Source organism: Streptomyces pinistramenti (assembly GCF_020564935.1).
Lineage (GTDB): Bacteria > Actinomycetota > Actinomycetes > Streptomycetales > Streptomycetaceae > Streptomyces > Streptomyces pinistramenti.
The window spans coordinates 1-15524 of sequence record NZ_JAJCXB010000095.1 but is presented as its reverse complement, the minus strand read 5'-3'; the positions used below and the strand labels follow the sequence as shown (position 1 = coordinate 15524).

Below are 15524 nucleotides of genomic sequence, written 5' to 3'. Positions count from 1 at the left end.
CCTGCGATTCGTGCGGGACTTTCCTTTGACCGTTCCCGCGGTGTGGACACCACTTTTCCCGGGGCCGCTGACGTCCCGGCAACGCCTCACTCACGTCCCGCAAACACACCACACACGAACGGACAAGGCAGCGCCGCGCCGCCTCCCGGAGCCGGGCGCACCCTCGGCACGTTTGGTGTCAGGTTCACGGGCGAGGCCGAGTTCGGCCGTCAGGTGTGTGCTTCCCGGTGGGCCCGGAGGAACGCGGCGGCGGTGGCCTCGGCGCTCTCCCGGCCGCTTTGCCAGTTGGTCACGGAGATCCGCACCGCGGCCTGGCCGGTCCAGGTGGTGGGGGTGACCCAGCAGGTGCCGCTGCTGTTGAGACTGTCCACCACGGCCCGGATGTGCTGCTCGTCACCGATGTGCAGCAGCACCTGATTGAGCGTCACCGGCGCCAACAGGTCGATGTCGGTTTCCGGTTCGAGGAGGCGGCCCAGTGTCCGGGCCGCGGTGCAGTTGCGTTCGATGACGGCGGCTATCCCCTGGCTGCCCTCGTGGTGCAGGACCGCCCAGAGAGTCAGCGCCCTGGCGCGCTGCGAGATCTCCACCCGGTGATCCATCGGATCCCTCCCGGTGCGTTCGGTGGTCTGCAGGTAGTCCGCGTTGAAGCGCACCGCCTCGCGTAGCGGTGCCGGGTGGGCGCACAGGGCGATCCCGCAGTCGTGGGGCGTGTTCAGCCACTTGTGGCCGTCGCAGGCCCAGGAGTCCGCCAGCTCCAGCCCCTGCAGCAGCGGGCGTAGGGCGGGGGACGCGGCGGCCCACATGCCGAAGGCCGCATCCAGGTGGAGCCAGCCTCCGTGCGCTCGGGTGAGGCCGGCGATCTCGGAGAGGGGATCCACCGAGCCGCAGTCCGTGGAACCGACTTGTCCGCACACGATGAGGCCGCCGGTCATCCGGGCCACCAGCTCGGACAGGTGGTGCACGTCCATGCGACCGTCGTTGCCGGCGTGGACGCGGACGACCTGGCCCCCCAGGCCCAGCAGTCGCAGGCACCGGAGCACGGAGACATGGGTGTGCTCCCCGACCAGGACGGTCAAGGGCGGGGACCGGTCCATTCCCCGCTCGTTGACGTCCCACCCCACCGCGTGGAACTGCTCCTGCCTGGCGGCCGCCAGGCACGCCAGATTCGCCGTGGTGCATCCCGAAGTCAGCCCTATCGCCGTATCCCTCGGCAGCGCGAACAGGTCGGTCAGCCAGCGTTCGCAGACCTCTTCGGCAACCGAAGCCAGGGGACTGGTCTCGTAGACGGCCGCGCACTGGTCCCAGAGGCTCACCAGCCAGTCGGAGGCGATCCCGATCGGCAGTGCGCCACCGATCACATAGCCGAAGCTGCGCGAATCCCCTGAGGGCATCAGTCCCGTCTCACCGGCCTCGATGAGGAGGCGCAACGTCGTGAGCTGTGTGTTTCCCGCACGGGGCAGGGCTCCGCCCAGCAGGTGGTCGAGGCGGTCCGGGGCGCGGGGCCGCACCGGTCGCGGTGTCTCCAGGAACGCGCGGGCGTACTTGGCCACGGCGTCCAGGAGGTCGGACTCCGTAGGGGTGACCCGGCCGTTGCTCGTGTTCCGCGGATCGAATTTTTCGCTCATCTCATCTCGCTGTGCCATGAGCCAGGAGGCGGCGACGGCGGGATTGCGGCGGGGTCAGCCGACGGCTGCCACCGGTGGTCGCCAGATGGGAAAGATCTGCGGTCCGCCGGGCAGCGTCACCGCAGGTCCCAGCCGGCGCTGCCCCAGACGCTCGTACAGGGCCAGGTTCCGCGGCGACGAAGCTTCCGCGTAGGCACCGGCCCCGTCCTGGTCCGCCAGTGCGAAGACGCATCGCTTGAGGCGGGTGCCCAGGCCGTTGCCCTGCTCCTGCGGGTGAGCGGCCACAAAGGTGCCGTAGTAGTGGGGCGGGAAGTCCTTGGGGTGTCGGGCGTCGAGTGTGGTCAGGACGTGGACGATCATTTCCGATTCGGGCCCGAGTTCATGACGCAGCGAATGGAGAAGGTGGTTCTTGGCTTCTTCCGGCTGCATCACGGCATCGGGTGGGAAGAACATGCTGACGGCTCCGTAATCTTTGGCTTGCAAGGCAAAGCCGCCATGAGAGAAGGTGTGCCCGATCATGACCGTAAAAAACTTTTCCAGGAGGGATTTACGCGTCTCCTCATCGGGAAATATCCATTGGAACACGGGGTCATCGGCGAAGGATTCCCGGTAGGTCGACACCATGGCGTCCTGATCGCCGGAAGCAGCGAGACGGCAGGAAAAATCGGTTGCCAGTTCCGTGAAATTCATGAGGTCCGTCCTCCGTGTAATCGAGTGGGAAGGGTGATCAGGGCTGGAGTTTTTGCACATCGCGAGCCCGCATGTCGATCCTGCTTCCCGTGTGCCGTGCCACCTCTTCGTGTGTGGCGTACCAGACCCCTTCGTGCGCACACCCGGTGATGTAGGCCAGCAGTTCTCGCAGGATCAGCACGCGTGACCGGTGGCCGATCACATGAGGGTGCAAGGTGAGCTGGAAGAGGCCGCCGGCGGCGAGAGCGCCATCGAACTTGTCCTTCCATATCTGCAAAACTTGACGAGGTGCCATGGCCTGCCGGTCTGCCGGGTTGTCAGGAAAATAGGGGGCATCGTCCCGGATCCAGGCGACGGGAATTTCCATCATTCCGGTGTGCTTGCCATGATTCAGCAGCTCGTAGGGTTCATCGTCGGCCATCATGGAGGAGTCGTACATCAGGCCGAGGCGCTGCGCGATCGGCAACGTGTGCGCGCTGAGGTCCCACCAGGGCGTACGCATACCCCGAGGTGCTGTACCGGTATAGCGGCGGAGGACTTCCAGGCTGCGTCCGGCCAGATCGGACTCCTCCTGCTCGGATAGTTCGCTGCACCGTTCGTGGATCCAGCCGTGCGCCCCGGTCTCGTGCCCCTCGGCCTGAATGGACTCGACGCCCTGCGGGTCGAGCTGAACCGAAACGGCCGGGATGAAGAAGGAAGCCCGGACGTTGAACGCCGTGAGCAGTTCAAGGATTTTCGGAAGGCCGACCCGCGCACCGTAATGTGATTGCGAAATGCGGCCGGGAGAAGTTTCTTTCAGGCAGAAAGCCGCCGTCTCGTTGTCGACGTCAAAGCTGATGGCCACGGCAACGGAAGCCTTTTCGGGCCAGCCGGAAGAGTCCGATCTCCCCCGCAGCCAACCCGGCTGGCGAGGTTTCTCCATTTTCCCTCCGGCCAGCGCCAGGGCTGCTCGGGGAACGTGCTCTGTGCCGGCCGTCCCGACATGTTCATCTGGTTCTCCATGGAGCATCCGTTCCAGCGTCCAGGGATCCCCGGAGCCACTGCTCACGAATGCCATGGAACGAGTGGTAAGTTGCCGGTGAACCTGATTACTTGCAACTGTGAAGAGAAGTTGCGCACTTCGATGATTGACTGTCCAGTCGGAACTCCGAACGCATGGTGTTCGATCTCGTGACGTCATGATGTGCCGCAGGCCGATTCCCATGGTCAACCCTCGGGATTGGTCACGCCGTCGGTGAGAACCGGAGACCGGAAGCGCGTAAACTGCCCGCTGTCGGACTCTCGCGGACCGGGCCGCCCCGCAGTATTTATGAGGAGCGAGAGAGCGACTCGGCGAGCTGGGCCCCATGGTTCGAGGGGGTGCGGCGGAGTCGCCGGAACCGCTGTACCGACGTCCCGTCAGCGAAGTCCTCGCCCTCCTGCGTGCCGTTCCCGTTGGCACGCCGGATGACCCGGAATGTCCCCTGCCCGCCACGGCTTCGGCGGGGTCGAATGCAACCCAGAAAAACCAGCTCATGAGCGGTAGCGGTGGGATTTGAACCCGTCAAGATGATGCTTCTCACCTGCAATTTTTTCCGGATGCCCAGATGGGCAGGGGTGTTTCGGTGCCGCTGGATGGCGTTCCGTGCTGCTCGATGACGGCATGTGCTGCACGTGCGACACATGCCGTCGGGGCTCGCCCCGCGACACCGGGGTTCTGTGCGCGGCCACGGATATTTGCATGAGCAATTATTCTCGGCGAGGTGAAACGGGCTGAGTCGTCGACCCGTTCTGGTTACAGACTGTGAAGCCGTAGCAGGTGGAAGCGGTGTGGTGACCAGCGCTTGATGCGGCTGCGGATGGCGGGGACACCGAAGCCGAGGAGGGTTGTTTCGAGGATACGGGTGGTCATCTCGATGTAGGTGCCGGTGGCGATGAGGTTCTGCCCGGAGGGGCGGAGGGCCACGGAGGTTACGAATGCGGTCATTTTTCGCGACGCCCTGGCATCGTCGAGATCGCCCGCCAGCTGCTGGAAGAGGGGTGGACGGTCGAGCCGGATGACCTGGTGCACATCTCGCCGTACCTGGCTGGCTCACGCCGTTCGTAGACGCTCACCCGGCGGCCCCGTTCGACACTGTCCGCACAGCGCACGAAGTGTGCGCCCAGGGTGCGTTGCTTGGCACGGTCGGCTGTCGAGTCGTCTTGGCGGGGCCCGGGATCGGTGACAAGCACTATGCGCCGAGCGCCCAGTATCGCGCGCTCTATGTCGCGCGGCCCGGCCTCTATGCCCTTCAGGGTTCCTGACTCCACCGGTCCCTGGGCCAAGGCCAGGTCCCGCAGGCCCGCGAACGCGTGGGGTGAGACAAGGGCGGTGTCGCGGCGTGCGGCGGGAATGTAGAGCACGCCGTCGGCAGCGCCGCGGACCTGGCCGACAGCGGCTGCCGCGGTAAGTACATCGTCGACGCGGTTCTGTTCGGTACGCACGCGGAGCTCGATCGGGAGAAGCGCCAGGAAGGCCGAGGCGAGAGCGGCGGGGAGCAGTATGGCGGCGGGTGTTCTCAGTCGCGTCGCGAGCACGGCGAGGAGGGCGCCTATGAGGAGCGCGAGACCTGCATACGCGAACAGCACATAGCGCGTCACGTAGAGAGGTTTGATCAGGGAGATCAACGTCAGACCGACCTGGGGGACCGCACAGAGCGGGAGTCCGACGGTGGCCAGGTTCACGCGTGCCCGAGGCGCGTGCTCGCGTATGCTCCCCGGCATGCGCGCGTGCGCCAGCCGTGAGCAGAGGGCTGTGATCGTCACGGTGACCAGCACGCCGAGTAGCGTCGACCAGCCGAGCGGCTTGATCCAGGAGACCTGCGAGGCTTGGGCCCGGCTGGCCAGGATCAGCGGCAGGGCCGCGAGAACAGCCCCGAAGGCGGCCAACAGCCACCCAACCCGTCGAGCGCGGTCAGGGCGGCCACACGCCACCGTCACACCGTGCGCGACCAGCGCGAACAGCGAGAACCAGTTGAGCAGCGCGGCGATCAGAATGGCCACCGCATACCAGGCCCACCGCCGACTGCCCGGCCGCTCAAGGGCGCTTATGAGAAGCCAGGTAGCGAGTACCACGAAGGCGAGGACAAGGGCGTACGAGCGGCCCTCTTGGGCGAACTCCTGGACTGCCGGAATGACCGCCAGGGCCAGCCCCGCACCTATCCCGGCCCAGCGGTCCGAAAGCCGGGCGCCGACGAGCGCCGTCAGGCCGCACGCGGTGGCGGTGGCGAGGACGGAGGGCAGCCGCAGGGTGACCAGACTGTCGCCGAAGAGGGCGAACACCCCGTGCATCACCACGTAGTAGAGGCCATGGACGACGTCGACCTGGCCGACGAGGTGCCCTATCTCGGCCAGGGACCGATGCGCTGACTGCCAAGTTGCCGCCTCGTCGCGCCACATGCTGTATTCACGCGTGATACCCCACAGCCCCAGAGCGAGCGAAAGGACGGCCGGGCTGAGGAAGATGGCCACGCGGCCGTGCCGCACTGCGCCCCTGAACTTTCCCATGGTGCCGTGGGCGGTCCGGTCCGACCGTCCGAACGTCCCGGCGGCATCCAGGCCATTCCTGCCGTCCTGCTCGGCACCGACTCCGCCGTCATCCGGGGCCCCTCGCAGGACCCGCTGGTCACTCGCCATGCGGACGCCACTGCGACGACTGGCGCTGCGCTGCACGGGAGCCCCACCACCAAGTCAGTACGGCGAGCGTGGCAAGGGCTCCCGCCGTCGCGGTGAGCATCCCGCTGGACAGCTCCACGCCATTGGCCTCGCTCACCTGAGGCATGGCCAGCCAGGATGCGACGATGACGCTGGTGGCGATCGTCGCGAGCATCGGGACCAGCAATGTCCACAGGGCCGTGGAGTAGTAGATCTTGCGTTCACCGGTGAGCACGCTCAGGGGAGCGACCACGTGGCTGAATCGCAGGAATTCGGCGAGGTTGGCGAGGACGATGCCAAGGGCGACGATCAGCACACCGGGGAGGCCGAAGAAGATGGCCCAGCGGCCATGGGCGACTTGGTTATTGGCACCGACCAGCCATGAGCCACCGGGTGATTCGACGGTGACCGCGGCCAGCGGCAGGGCGTCCCTCAAGAGCTGGTTGATCTGCGCCTCGGGAAGGTCCTTGCCGTCGGATGAGGCCAGCACGACGGTTCGGGGAGCGCTGCCCGTACCGGTTGGCAGCACAGGCCCTTGTTGTGCCGCTATTCGCTCACCGCCAGGGCTGGTCCAGAGGACGGCTTCGGCGATCCGCTGGTCGGCACTACGCACAGCGGTGGAAGTGGGCTCACGCGAGCAGGTGAGTTGCACGGCCTGCAACGCCGGACACGAGCCCTGGAGCCGAACCGCGGCCCCTGGAGCCGAGTCCGTCGGCGGATACAGTGCGATCATCTCCGTTCCCCGCGGGAAGCGCTGGAGAACCGGGTCCAACTGCTGTCGTGTCAGGACGCCGGCATCAATGTGCATGAGCAGCATGCTGGTTCCGACTCTGTTCACCGTGGCTTGCGCGGCCCGCGCGCTTTCGCCGAACTGGGAGTTCTTCAGCTGAACCTGGCTCACCAGTACCAGCGCGATGCCGACCCCGGCGACCAGGCGAGAGACCACTCCTGGGTGCGCGGACGCGTGTCGGCCGGCGATGAGAGCGCCCGCGCCGCCGGTGCGTCGCGTTGAGCGGGCCAGCCGAGCGCCGAGAGCGGCGGCACCGACCGCGACTGCGCACGGCAAGGTCGCCATGGCGGCCACCACGCCGGTGTTGTACAGCTTCATTCTGAGATCGGCATACTGGGCAGGGTCGAGCTGAGCCGGCCCCCAGACGGTGCCGACCACCAGCAGCGGGCAGGCGAGAGCAGCCCAACGCACCATGTGCCCCTTGTGGGCGGCAAGTCGTGTGGCGCGTGTCCTTCGGCGCCGCCCCGTGCGGTGCAACGCGCACACGAGCAGGAGCAGCACAGCTGCGGCGGCGCATCCCATCACCGGAACCGCCCACCACCAGCGTTGCAGGTCAGCTGCCGAAACCCAGTAGTTGATCCAGGGAAGCCGGAGGTTTCCTGCGGCCATCACGCACAGGCCAGGGAGCATTCCCAGGGCTGCGCCCGCGAGTATCGGGGCCGCGGACTCCCCGACATTGAGCAGGACTCGGTGGCGCCCGCCGCCGCCCAGGGCGCTGACCAGCGCCGTGCGCTTGTCACGTCCCGCCGATCCCATACGGGCAGCGACAACAGCGAGAGCTCCGGCCGGCAGCAGAATCAGATAGAGGGCTGTCAGGAACTTCCCTTCGTCGGCGACGAACAGCGGATCGCCGGTCCGCAGCCCCTTCTCCCCACCGAACCCGACGATGGAGAGAGCCGCCTTCTTGTCCAACTGCCGGTCGGTGGGGTTGACATAGCCGTACTTTTCCCCCGGACTGGCCAGCCCTTCATCGCGAATTGTTCCAACCAGCTTGCCGTACCGGCCTACGGCTCCTTCAGACTCCAGAGCCTGCACGAGGCTTGGAGACAGCAGCGCTTCGCCCGGAGCCGGCCACTGATCAATGCCTGGGGGAAGTGGCATGTCCTTGGCCAGCGGACGCAGGTAGACCAGGCTGAATTGCCGGCCATCGATCTCGTCGAAGTCATTCTTGCCCAAGGCCACCGGGTGGCGATCAGGAAAGGCATCCTTGAACTGCAACGCCCGGTTCGCCGAGCGGAGTTCGATGCCTTCGTAAGTTGCGTGCACCGCAACCATCGACGTCAGGCCCAGCGTCAGCACGGCGGTGGCCAGCAGCAGGGCAACCGCCCTGACGTGACCGCCGCCCGCCCGCAGCCCCGAGGCCCGGCCCATGCGCAGAAGCTGCCCCGACAGTGAGCGCTCCCTCATGACCGGACTCCCGGGTCACGCCGCACGAGCGTGGCGTTCTTGAGTTCCCAGCAACGGTCCGCCCGGTCAGCCACCTCGGCGTCATGCGTGACGACGACCAGTGCACAGTCGTGTCGTCTGGTCACCGCGAACAACACCTCTGTCACGCTGTCGCGGGTTGCGGCGTCGAGTGCCCCAGTCGGTTCGTCGGCCAGCAGTACGGCGGGGTCGTTGATCAAAGCGCGCGCTACAGCGGTGCGCTGCCGCTCGCCGCCGGAAAGCCGGCCGGTGGGCACTCCCCGGTAGGGCACGGAGAGTTCACCGAGCAGTTCCTCGGCGCGCTGGTACGCCCGCTGGGCCTTGCTTCCGCCCAGCAGGGCCGCCAACGCGACGTTCTCCACCGGGGTCAGTTCGGGCAGCAGCTCCCCGAACTGGAAGACCACTCCCATGTGCCTGCTGCGGTGCCGTTCCAACGCCCGCCGACGCATCTTGGCGATGTCGCCACCGGCTACCTGCACCGACCCTGCCGACGGTCGGATCAGCCCCAGGAGGCAGCCGAGCAGTGTGCTCTTGCCGCTTCCGCTCGGCCCCACCACCGCCGCCGACTGCCCTGCAGACACCTTCAGGTCCACTCCGTCAAGCAGCACCCGGTCAGCGACCTCGTACCGAAGACCGGTTACTGCCAGCATCGGCTCCACTGTTGCTGCGCCGTCCATTCCCTGCCCCCTGGAGCACTCTCGCCAGTCATCAACCTGGCACGACAAGGCAGGAGGGGCGGCGGTTCCGTCGCCCCTCCTGCCTTTTGATCCTCAACTTCTGCGTTGGGGGTGACTGAGCGTTCAAGCCACCCGGCATGGCATCAGCCGCGGTTGAACTTGCTGCACTCGTCGTCGTTGTCCGGCACCCAGTTGCAGGTGCGGAGCTGCGTGACCTTGCCCCCGTGGTTGCTGTAGACGGTGCTCCCGTTGATCCCCGACTTGTTCCACAGGGTGTAGTAGTCGGACGGATCCGTGGTCCGGTAGTAGTCAGCGTGGGCCTTGACGTTGACCTTGTGCATCTTCAGGCCGACCTGGTCATTGTTCGATCGCGTGTAGGAGTACGCCTGGCCGCCCGGCGACCACGCCTCGAGAGCAGACGCCGAAGTCGCCCCCATCAGCGTCGTGCCGACGACCACGAGGCCCACGACCGTCTTCTTCATTCTGCAATCCCTCCCTGAATGGGTGTTTCGGCACTGTTGCCGGAACAACCCTTGAGTGCGCCATAAAGTACGAACTCCACCTGAGCGCGATCAAATGTTCGATCGCTCAAATGTCCGGAACCTTGCACTGCACTTCAAGCGAAAAGCAGTGACCAATATCGACATAAAAGGATAAATCGCCGCGATCGGAGCAAGTGACTCAAGGTGAAGGATTGGCTGAGTTTGAGCAGTAGGAACGACATCATCGGCCAGGAGTTAATGTGGGTGATATCTGCTGATTCATTGGATAGCGGACGGGGCGAGGCAGCCTCGAACGAGACCTGTCGATCGAGCGGCCGGCCTCCGGGCAGATCTCGGGCGGGGCCTGCTCACGTTCAGCCTGTGTCCTGGAAGCAGTCGGTACGGCGAGGGCGCGGCCAGCCTTCCGGGCGTGAGCGATCTGCCGGGCCAGCCGGCTCACTCTGCATCGCGTCGCTGACGTGGGAGTGCATGACGCCCCGGTCTCCAGTGGCTTCGGTGCTCGGCATCGACCTTCACCGAGGCGGAGCCGAAAGTTGCGGATTTGTGTGCGCCAGTTTCTGCGGGACTGCACGGACGATCATCGTCGCGAGCGGCTGCGCGATCTCGCTGACCTGCGGCGGGTAAGACAGGGGGTCGGGCGCGACGGTACGCGGTTGATCATCTGTATCGCCGCAGCGGCGTCCGCCGCGAACCGAGCGGTGCTCCTGGACATGGGCGTGAAATATTCCAGGTCGTGAGTCGAAGCGTGGGTCACCAGAGACTCAGGGGGCGTCCCGCCGCTGCCGTGATCTCGACGCTCCGGGCGATGTCCGCCGCGGGGCCGCCTCTTGCCCGGCCGACCCGTATGGCCGCGCCGATGGCCCGTGAACGGTCGGCTGGACCGCGGAGGTCCGCCAAGGGACTGCTGGGATCGAGGCACCGGGCCAGTCATTCGGTCCGGTTCTCCGCCGGGGTGCCGACGGGAGCGGTTGTCGCGGGTGCTCGCGTGCCCGGTGTCCGAGATGCCCGCGAGCCAGAACCAGCAGCCCGACTCCGGCATCGGGGAACGTCGCGCTCACCTCGCTGGAATCCGTGGGTGGCGGTCCCACCGAGGGCTGCTTCAGAAGCCCTTGCTCGTAGGGGAGTTGGCGACAGAAGCGCTCTCGTTGGGGTTCCTGTGCAACACAATGTGCTGCACGTGCAACACGCAAAACACCCCCCTGACCACGTTTCCGCAGTTCAGAGGGGTGTTACAAGCGGTAGCGGTGGGATTTGAACCCACGGAGGAGTTGCCCCCTCACGCGCTTTCGAGGCGCGCTCCTTCGGCCGCTCGGACACGCTACCGAGAGAGAGCTTAGCCCAAGAGGGCCCGTGCGCCGAAATCGGATGCCGGGGGCCGTCGCGGGCGGGGTCAGCGGTCGCGGAAGAAGGTGGTCAGGAGGGCCGCGCAGTCCGCTTCGAGTACGCCGGTGATGACCTCGGGGCGGTGGTTGATGCGGCGGTCGCGGACCACGTCCCAGAGGGAGCCGACGGCGCCGGCCTTCGCGTCGTAGGCGCCGTAGACGACGCGGTCGACGCGGGAGAGCACGATCGCGCCCGCGCACATCGTGCAGGGTTCGAGAGTGACGACGAGGGTGCAGCCGGTCAGCCGCCAGTCGCCGGCGCGGCGCTCGCCGGCGGTGTCGTGGAGTGCGGTGTCGCGCAGGGTGCGGGCGGCCGCCCGCAGTGCGAGGACCTCGGCGTGCGCCGTCGGGTCGCCGGTGGCCTCGCGGGTGTTGTGGCCGGTGCCGAGTACGGCGCCGTCGGCGGACAGCACGAGGGCGCCCACCGGGACGTCACCGGTCGCGGGGGCGTGCGCGGCCTCCGCCAGCGCCTGCCGCATCGGTGCGATCCAGGGATCGCGCAGCGGGTCGGGCGCCGGGGAGGGGAAGGGGGCGGATGGGGGGACGGTCATGTCCCCAGTGTCGGGGACGTGACCGGGAGCGCGGGCCCGGCACAGGGCGGACGCGGGCCCGGCGGGGCTCAGCGCACGGCCTCAAGAACGTCCGTGCAGCCGAGGGCGTCGGCGATCTGGGACAGGGCGTCGCTTTCGAGCACGAGCAGCTCTTTCGGCTCGACGCCCAGGTCGCTGAGGAGTTCGACGTCCCCCAGCGGGCCGGGTGGCGGCGCGTGGCTCGTGGACTCCGCCGTCGTCTCGTTGTCGTCGTTCGGATCCGTTTCGGGTTCGCCGTCCTCCGTACCGTCCAGGTCGAGGCTGTCGAGGTCGGACGCGTCGTCGTCCTCGCGGCCGAGCAGTTCGTCGGTCAGCATGGCGCCGTACGAGCTTTTGGCGGCGGCGGCCGCGTGCGAGACGAAGATGCGAGGGTCGTCCTCGCCGTCCACGCGGACGACGCCGAACCACGCGTCCTCCTGTTCGATGAACGCGACCACCGTGTCGTCGTCGACCGCCGCCTCCCGGGCCAGATCGGCCAGATCGGTCAGCGTTTCCACATCGTCGAGCTCCGTATCGCTCGCTTCCCACCCGTCTTCGGTGCGCGCGAGCAGTGCGGCGAAGTACACCGTGACTCTCCCACTGTCTTAACGTGCCGGGCCGGGCGGGGCGACGCGGATGCGCCACTGGTCCCGCCCCCGTCGGAATCGTGGCAGAAACAACGCGTCCGCGCGGGGTCTTCGGCGCTGCGTCGTGCGGCGGTTGTGAGAGATGTCGCTCACGTGCCGGAGCGCGGGCGGGGGCGTGGGGCGTTCCCGGGCGCGGGCGAACGGTGTGCGGGCCCGCGCGTGGCGCCTCGCCGCCCAGGTGGCGCGGGTCCGGCCGCGGCTACCAGCGGAACGTGCGCATCCGCACGGCCTGACGCATCCGGGCGGCCCGTGCGCGGCGCGGCTGTACGCGGTCCCGCAGCTCCTTCGCCTCGTGCAACTCGCGGAGGAATTGGGCCCGTCGCCGCCGGCGCGCCGCGTCGCTCTCGGCCTCGCGGGCGCCGGACGCGGGGTCCGGCGTGTCGTCGGACGGCTGGGGGTCGGCCACGCGGCACACACCACCTCGGGAGGAGGTCATCGCCCGGGGCCGAGCCGGCGCACCGGGGTACGTGCCCCCTTTCCCGCGATGCGGCGGTTTGATGCCCCGGCTCCTGCGGGCCGGGTGAGCGCCTGGGCGGGGCACCGGGCGGGCGCCGGGGCCCTCCGGCTCGGTTAGTGTCGATGTCATGCGGATCCACGTCGTCGACCACCCGCTGGTGGCGCACAAACTCACCACGCTGCGCGACAAGCGCACCGATTCCCCCACGTTCCGGCGGCTCGCCGACGAGCTGGTCACCCTGCTCGCGTACGAGGCCACCCGCGATGTGCGTACCGAGCAGGTCGAGATCGAGACCCCGGTGACGACGACCACCGGCGTGCGGCTGTCCCACCCGCGCCCCATGGTCGTCCCGATCCTGCGGGCCGGTCTCGGCATGCTGGACGGCATGGTCCGGCTGCTGCCCACGGCCGAGGTCGGCTTCATGGGCATGGTGCGCAACGAAGAGACGTACGAGGCGCAGACCTACGCCACCCGGATGCCCGACGACCTCTCCGGCCGTCAGGTGTACGTCGTCGACCCGATGCTGGCCACCGGCGGCACGCTGGTCGCCGCGATCCGCGAGCTGATCAAGCGCGGTGCCGACGACGTCACGGCGATCTGCCTGCTGGCCGCGCCGGAGGGTGTCGAGGTCATGGAGCGCGACCTGGCCGGCACGCCCGTGACGGTGGTCACCGCCGCGGTCGACGAGCACCTGAACGCCGACCGGTACATCGTGCCGGGACTCGGCGACGCGGGCGACCGGATGTACGGCACGGCGGGCTGACGCCTGCCCGTACCCACCACGGACACCACCCGGGCCCCTCGCCGCTACGGCGAGGGGCCCGGGTCAGTTTTGCAGGGGACGCGTCAGCACTTCTCGGGAGCGGGCGTCGTCGGGGCGGGACGGTTGAGCTGCGCCAGGGACTTCTCGGCGTCCTTCGCCGCGGTCAGGTCCTTGAAGGCGTCGCCGATGATCAGGTCGACGGACGTGTCCTTGCGGTCGTCGGTCTTCTGCCGGGCGCCGGTGAGCTGGGTGCCGAGCACCTTCAGCGGGCCGTCGGCCGACGCCTTCGGGCCGAGCAGCAGGCCGCTGGCGGTGACCTTCTTGTCGTAGGCCGCCGGTGCGTTGCCGACCTCGCCGATCCTGAAGCCGCGCTTTTCCAGTGCGTCGGCGGTGCGCTTGGCGAGGCCGCCGCGCGGGGTGGCGTTGAAGACGTTGACGGTCACGGCCGCGGGCTTGGGCAGCGGGGTGCCGGCTGCGGGCCTGGCCGGTTTTCTGCCCTCGTCGGGCCGCCTGTCCCCGCATTTCCTCTTGTTCTCGGCGGCCTGGGCCTTGCCCGCGGTGCCGCCGAAGACATCGATGAGCTGCAGGGTGCCCCAGCCGGCCAGGCCCAGGACGCAGACCGCCGCGACGAGGGTGAGGGCGATCCGGCGGCGGTGTCGGGGACGACGCATCCGCGGATACCTGTCGCCCGTGATGCGGTACTTCTTACCGCCCATGCCAGGGGGCGTCAGCATGCTCATGGGCGCAGCGTAGTGCGGGCCCGTGCGCATGCCTACTAAATGATCAATGCGTGGCGTGAGAGGCAACCCAAAAGGGCCAATCGCGGCAAGGGGGAGCTGGGATCGGCGCCGCCGCGGGACACGCCGGGGCCGGCGGGTGGGCTCAGCCCAGTTCGAGCACCCGGGCGTGCAGTACCTGGCGCTGCTGGAGGGCGGCGCGGACGGCGCGGTGCAGCCCGTCTTCGAGGTAGAGGTCGCCCTGCCACTTCACGACGTGGGCGAAGAGGTCGCCGTAGAACGTCGAGTCCTCGGCGAGCAGCGTTTCGAGGTCGAGCTGCTGCTTGGTGGTCACCAACTGGTCGAGGCGTACCGGGCGCGGGGCGACATCCGCCCACTGACGGGTGCTCTCCCGGCCGTGGTCCGGGTACGGCCGCCCATTTCCGATGCGCTTGAAGATCACACGGAAAGCCTACCGGGCGAGCGGCCGCGGGCGCAGCCATGCGGCGGGAGTATGAAGGAGACAATCAGCGGTAAATCCGGATCGATGCCTCGGTGTGCCGAAGATCAGGAGTGCGGGTGGGGTGCGGAGCCGGACTTTCGGGGCCGCCAAGAGTTGTACACAGGCTGTGGACGGTGAATGCCGGGCGCGGTGCGGGATGTTCACCAGCGGAGGGCGTCGGCGCGGTGCGCCTGCCAGTACGTGACCCGGGCGGTGTCCGGCTCGACGCGTACCGGGCCGCTGCTGTCCAGGCCGACCTGGGCCGGTGCGGCTCCTGTCGCCAGTGCGACGCCGAACTGGGAGATCCGCGGGTGGTGGTGCCCGAAGGCGTGGCCTGTCGTGGTGCGGATCGTGGCGTAGGCGCTCTGGTGCGGGGCGAGGGAGACCGGGTTCCGGGGGCGGCTGGCCGTGATCACGGGGACCGCCGCCCGCTGTCTTTCGGTGAGGCGCAGCAGCGGGTAGGGCTGGGCGGCGAAGGTGCATGTCTTGTCGGCGTAGTTGGTGACGGTCAGCAGCAGCGGGCCGTCCGGCCGCTTCCCGTGTCCCGCGGGACCGGCCCGGAAGGTGAGCATTTCGGGGGTGCAGGCGACCGGGGTGCCGGTGTGGGGCGCGGAGTTGCCGTAGGCAGGGAAGGGGATCGCGGGTGCGGTGGCGGTGCCCGAGTCGCCGTGGCAGGCGGAGAGCGACAGTGCGGACGCGGTGAGCAGTGCGGCGGCCGCGATCCGGCGGCCGTGGCGCCCGGCGGCGGTGGCGAACGGCATGGGGCTCCCCTGGGCGTACGTCCTTGCGGTGGCCGGCGGCCCGCGGTACAGCGATCTTCCACGCAGGTGCTGCCGATCGGCTAACACGGGGCTAACGCACCCGCCGGGCGGTTCAGGAGGACGGTCCCGACTCCCGCGCGGAGGCTTCGGTGCGGGGCGTGGAGGACGCGGGCGACGACGGCGTGGGGACGGTGATCGGGGCGCTGCCCGGTTCCGGGACCGCCGTGGGCGCGGTGCCGGACGGGGTGCCGCGGGCCCGGCGGGGGTCCGGGGTGCGGGAGGGGGACGGGTGGCGCCGGACGGCGGACGGGTCGGGGAAGGGGGTGAGGTCGCTGGGGATGGGGG

At 68.4% G+C, this 15524-nt stretch carries 15 protein-coding genes, 1 tRNA gene and 1 pseudogene; 1 reads left to right on the top strand and 16 read right to left on the bottom strand.

All coding sequences use genetic code 11. The features are described 5' to 3' along the window. Nucleotides 1–209: 209 nt before the first annotated feature. The 12 genes from LIU39_RS33405 to LIU39_RS33350 form a co-directional block, all read right to left on the bottom strand. Nucleotides 210–1625 carry a pyridoxal phosphate-dependent decarboxylase family protein gene (locus LIU39_RS33405; protein WP_227050729.1) on the bottom strand — a complete coding sequence of 472 codons (1416 nt, stop codon included), beginning with the start codon at nt 1623–1625 and terminating at the stop codon, nt 210–212. A 54-nt stretch (nt 1626–1679) separates the two neighbouring features. Further along, a complete protein-coding gene (locus LIU39_RS33400) occupies nt 1680–2315 on the bottom strand; it encodes a GNAT family N-acetyltransferase (protein ID WP_227050727.1) in 636 nt (211 codons plus the stop codon). Nucleotides 2316–2352: 37 nt separating this feature from the next. Then, complete coding sequence (locus tag LIU39_RS33395; protein WP_227050725.1) at nt 2353–3372, bottom strand: polysaccharide deacetylase family protein; 1020 nt, start codon at nt 3370–3372, stop codon at nt 2353–2355. 717 nt (nt 3373–4089) lie between these two features. After that, nucleotides 4090–4281 carry a hypothetical protein gene (locus LIU39_RS33390; protein WP_227050723.1) on the bottom strand — a complete coding sequence of 64 codons (192 nt, stop codon included), beginning with the start codon at nt 4279–4281 and terminating at the stop codon, nt 4090–4092. Then, nucleotides 4278–5969, bottom strand: coding sequence for a glycosyltransferase family 39 protein (locus LIU39_RS33385; RefSeq protein ID WP_227050721.1), 1692 nt, complete (start codon nt 5967–5969; stop codon nt 4278–4280). The genes LIU39_RS33390 and LIU39_RS33385 overlap by 4 nt, the downstream gene beginning before the upstream one ends. After that, nucleotides 5959–8184 carry a hypothetical protein gene (locus LIU39_RS33380; RefSeq protein ID WP_227050719.1) on the bottom strand — a complete coding sequence of 742 codons (2226 nt, stop codon included), beginning with the start codon at nt 8182–8184 and terminating at the stop codon, nt 5959–5961. Before LIU39_RS33380 ends, LIU39_RS33385 begins: the two co-directional genes overlap by 11 nt. Continuing rightward, complete coding sequence (locus LIU39_RS33375) at nt 8181–8852, bottom strand: ABC transporter ATP-binding protein (RefSeq protein WP_227050717.1); 672 nt, start codon at nt 8850–8852, stop codon at nt 8181–8183. The genes LIU39_RS33380 and LIU39_RS33375 overlap by 4 nt, the downstream gene beginning before the upstream one ends. Nucleotides 8853–9022: 170 nt before the next feature. Next, nucleotides 9023–9361, bottom strand: a complete 339-nt coding sequence (locus LIU39_RS33370) for a hypothetical protein (protein ID WP_227050714.1) — start codon at nt 9359–9361, stop codon at nt 9023–9025. A 1257-nt stretch (nt 9362–10618) separates the two neighbouring features. Further along, nucleotides 10619–10705 (bottom strand) — tRNA-Ser (locus LIU39_RS33365). Nucleotides 10706–10772: 67 nt separating this feature from the next. Further along, nucleotides 10773–11315 carry a nucleoside deaminase gene (locus tag LIU39_RS33360; protein WP_227050712.1) on the bottom strand — a complete coding sequence of 181 codons (543 nt, stop codon included), beginning with the start codon at nt 11313–11315 and terminating at the stop codon, nt 10773–10775. A 68-nt stretch (nt 11316–11383) separates the two neighbouring features. Further along, nucleotides 11384–11920 (bottom strand): tRNA adenosine deaminase-associated protein, encoded by a 537-nt coding sequence (locus LIU39_RS33355; RefSeq protein WP_227050710.1) that lies wholly within the window; start codon nt 11918–11920, stop codon nt 11384–11386. Between the two features lie 259 nt (nt 11921–12179). Next, entirely contained in the window at nt 12180–12416 is a 237-nt protein-coding gene (locus tag LIU39_RS33350) for a hypothetical protein (RefSeq protein WP_264483533.1), read from the bottom strand. Between the two features lie 148 nt (nt 12417–12564). On the opposite strand from LIU39_RS33350, the gene upp reads away from it, so the two are divergent. Beyond that, complete coding sequence (upp, locus tag LIU39_RS33345; protein WP_227050706.1) at nt 12565–13200, top strand: uracil phosphoribosyltransferase; 636 nt, start codon at nt 12565–12567, stop codon at nt 13198–13200. Between the two features lie 83 nt (nt 13201–13283). On the opposite strand, the gene LIU39_RS33340 is transcribed toward upp, so the two are convergent. The 4 genes and pseudogenes from LIU39_RS33340 to LIU39_RS33325 form a co-directional block, all read right to left on the bottom strand. After that, nucleotides 13284–13940, bottom strand: a complete 657-nt coding sequence (locus LIU39_RS33340) for a LytR C-terminal domain-containing protein (RefSeq protein ID WP_227050705.1) — start codon at nt 13938–13940, stop codon at nt 13284–13286. A gap of 142 nt (nt 13941–14082) precedes the next feature. Next, complete coding sequence (locus tag LIU39_RS33335; RefSeq protein WP_003986294.1) at nt 14083–14379, bottom strand: type II toxin-antitoxin system VapB family antitoxin; 297 nt, start codon at nt 14377–14379, stop codon at nt 14083–14085. A gap of 200 nt (nt 14380–14579) precedes the next feature. After that, a complete protein-coding gene (locus LIU39_RS33330) occupies nt 14580–15179 on the bottom strand; it encodes a DUF4232 domain-containing protein (RefSeq protein WP_227050704.1) in 600 nt (199 codons plus the stop codon). Nucleotides 15180–15291: 112 nt separating this feature from the next. Further along, nucleotides 15292–15524, bottom strand: a pseudogene (locus LIU39_RS33325) (hypothetical protein); the annotation flags it as partial.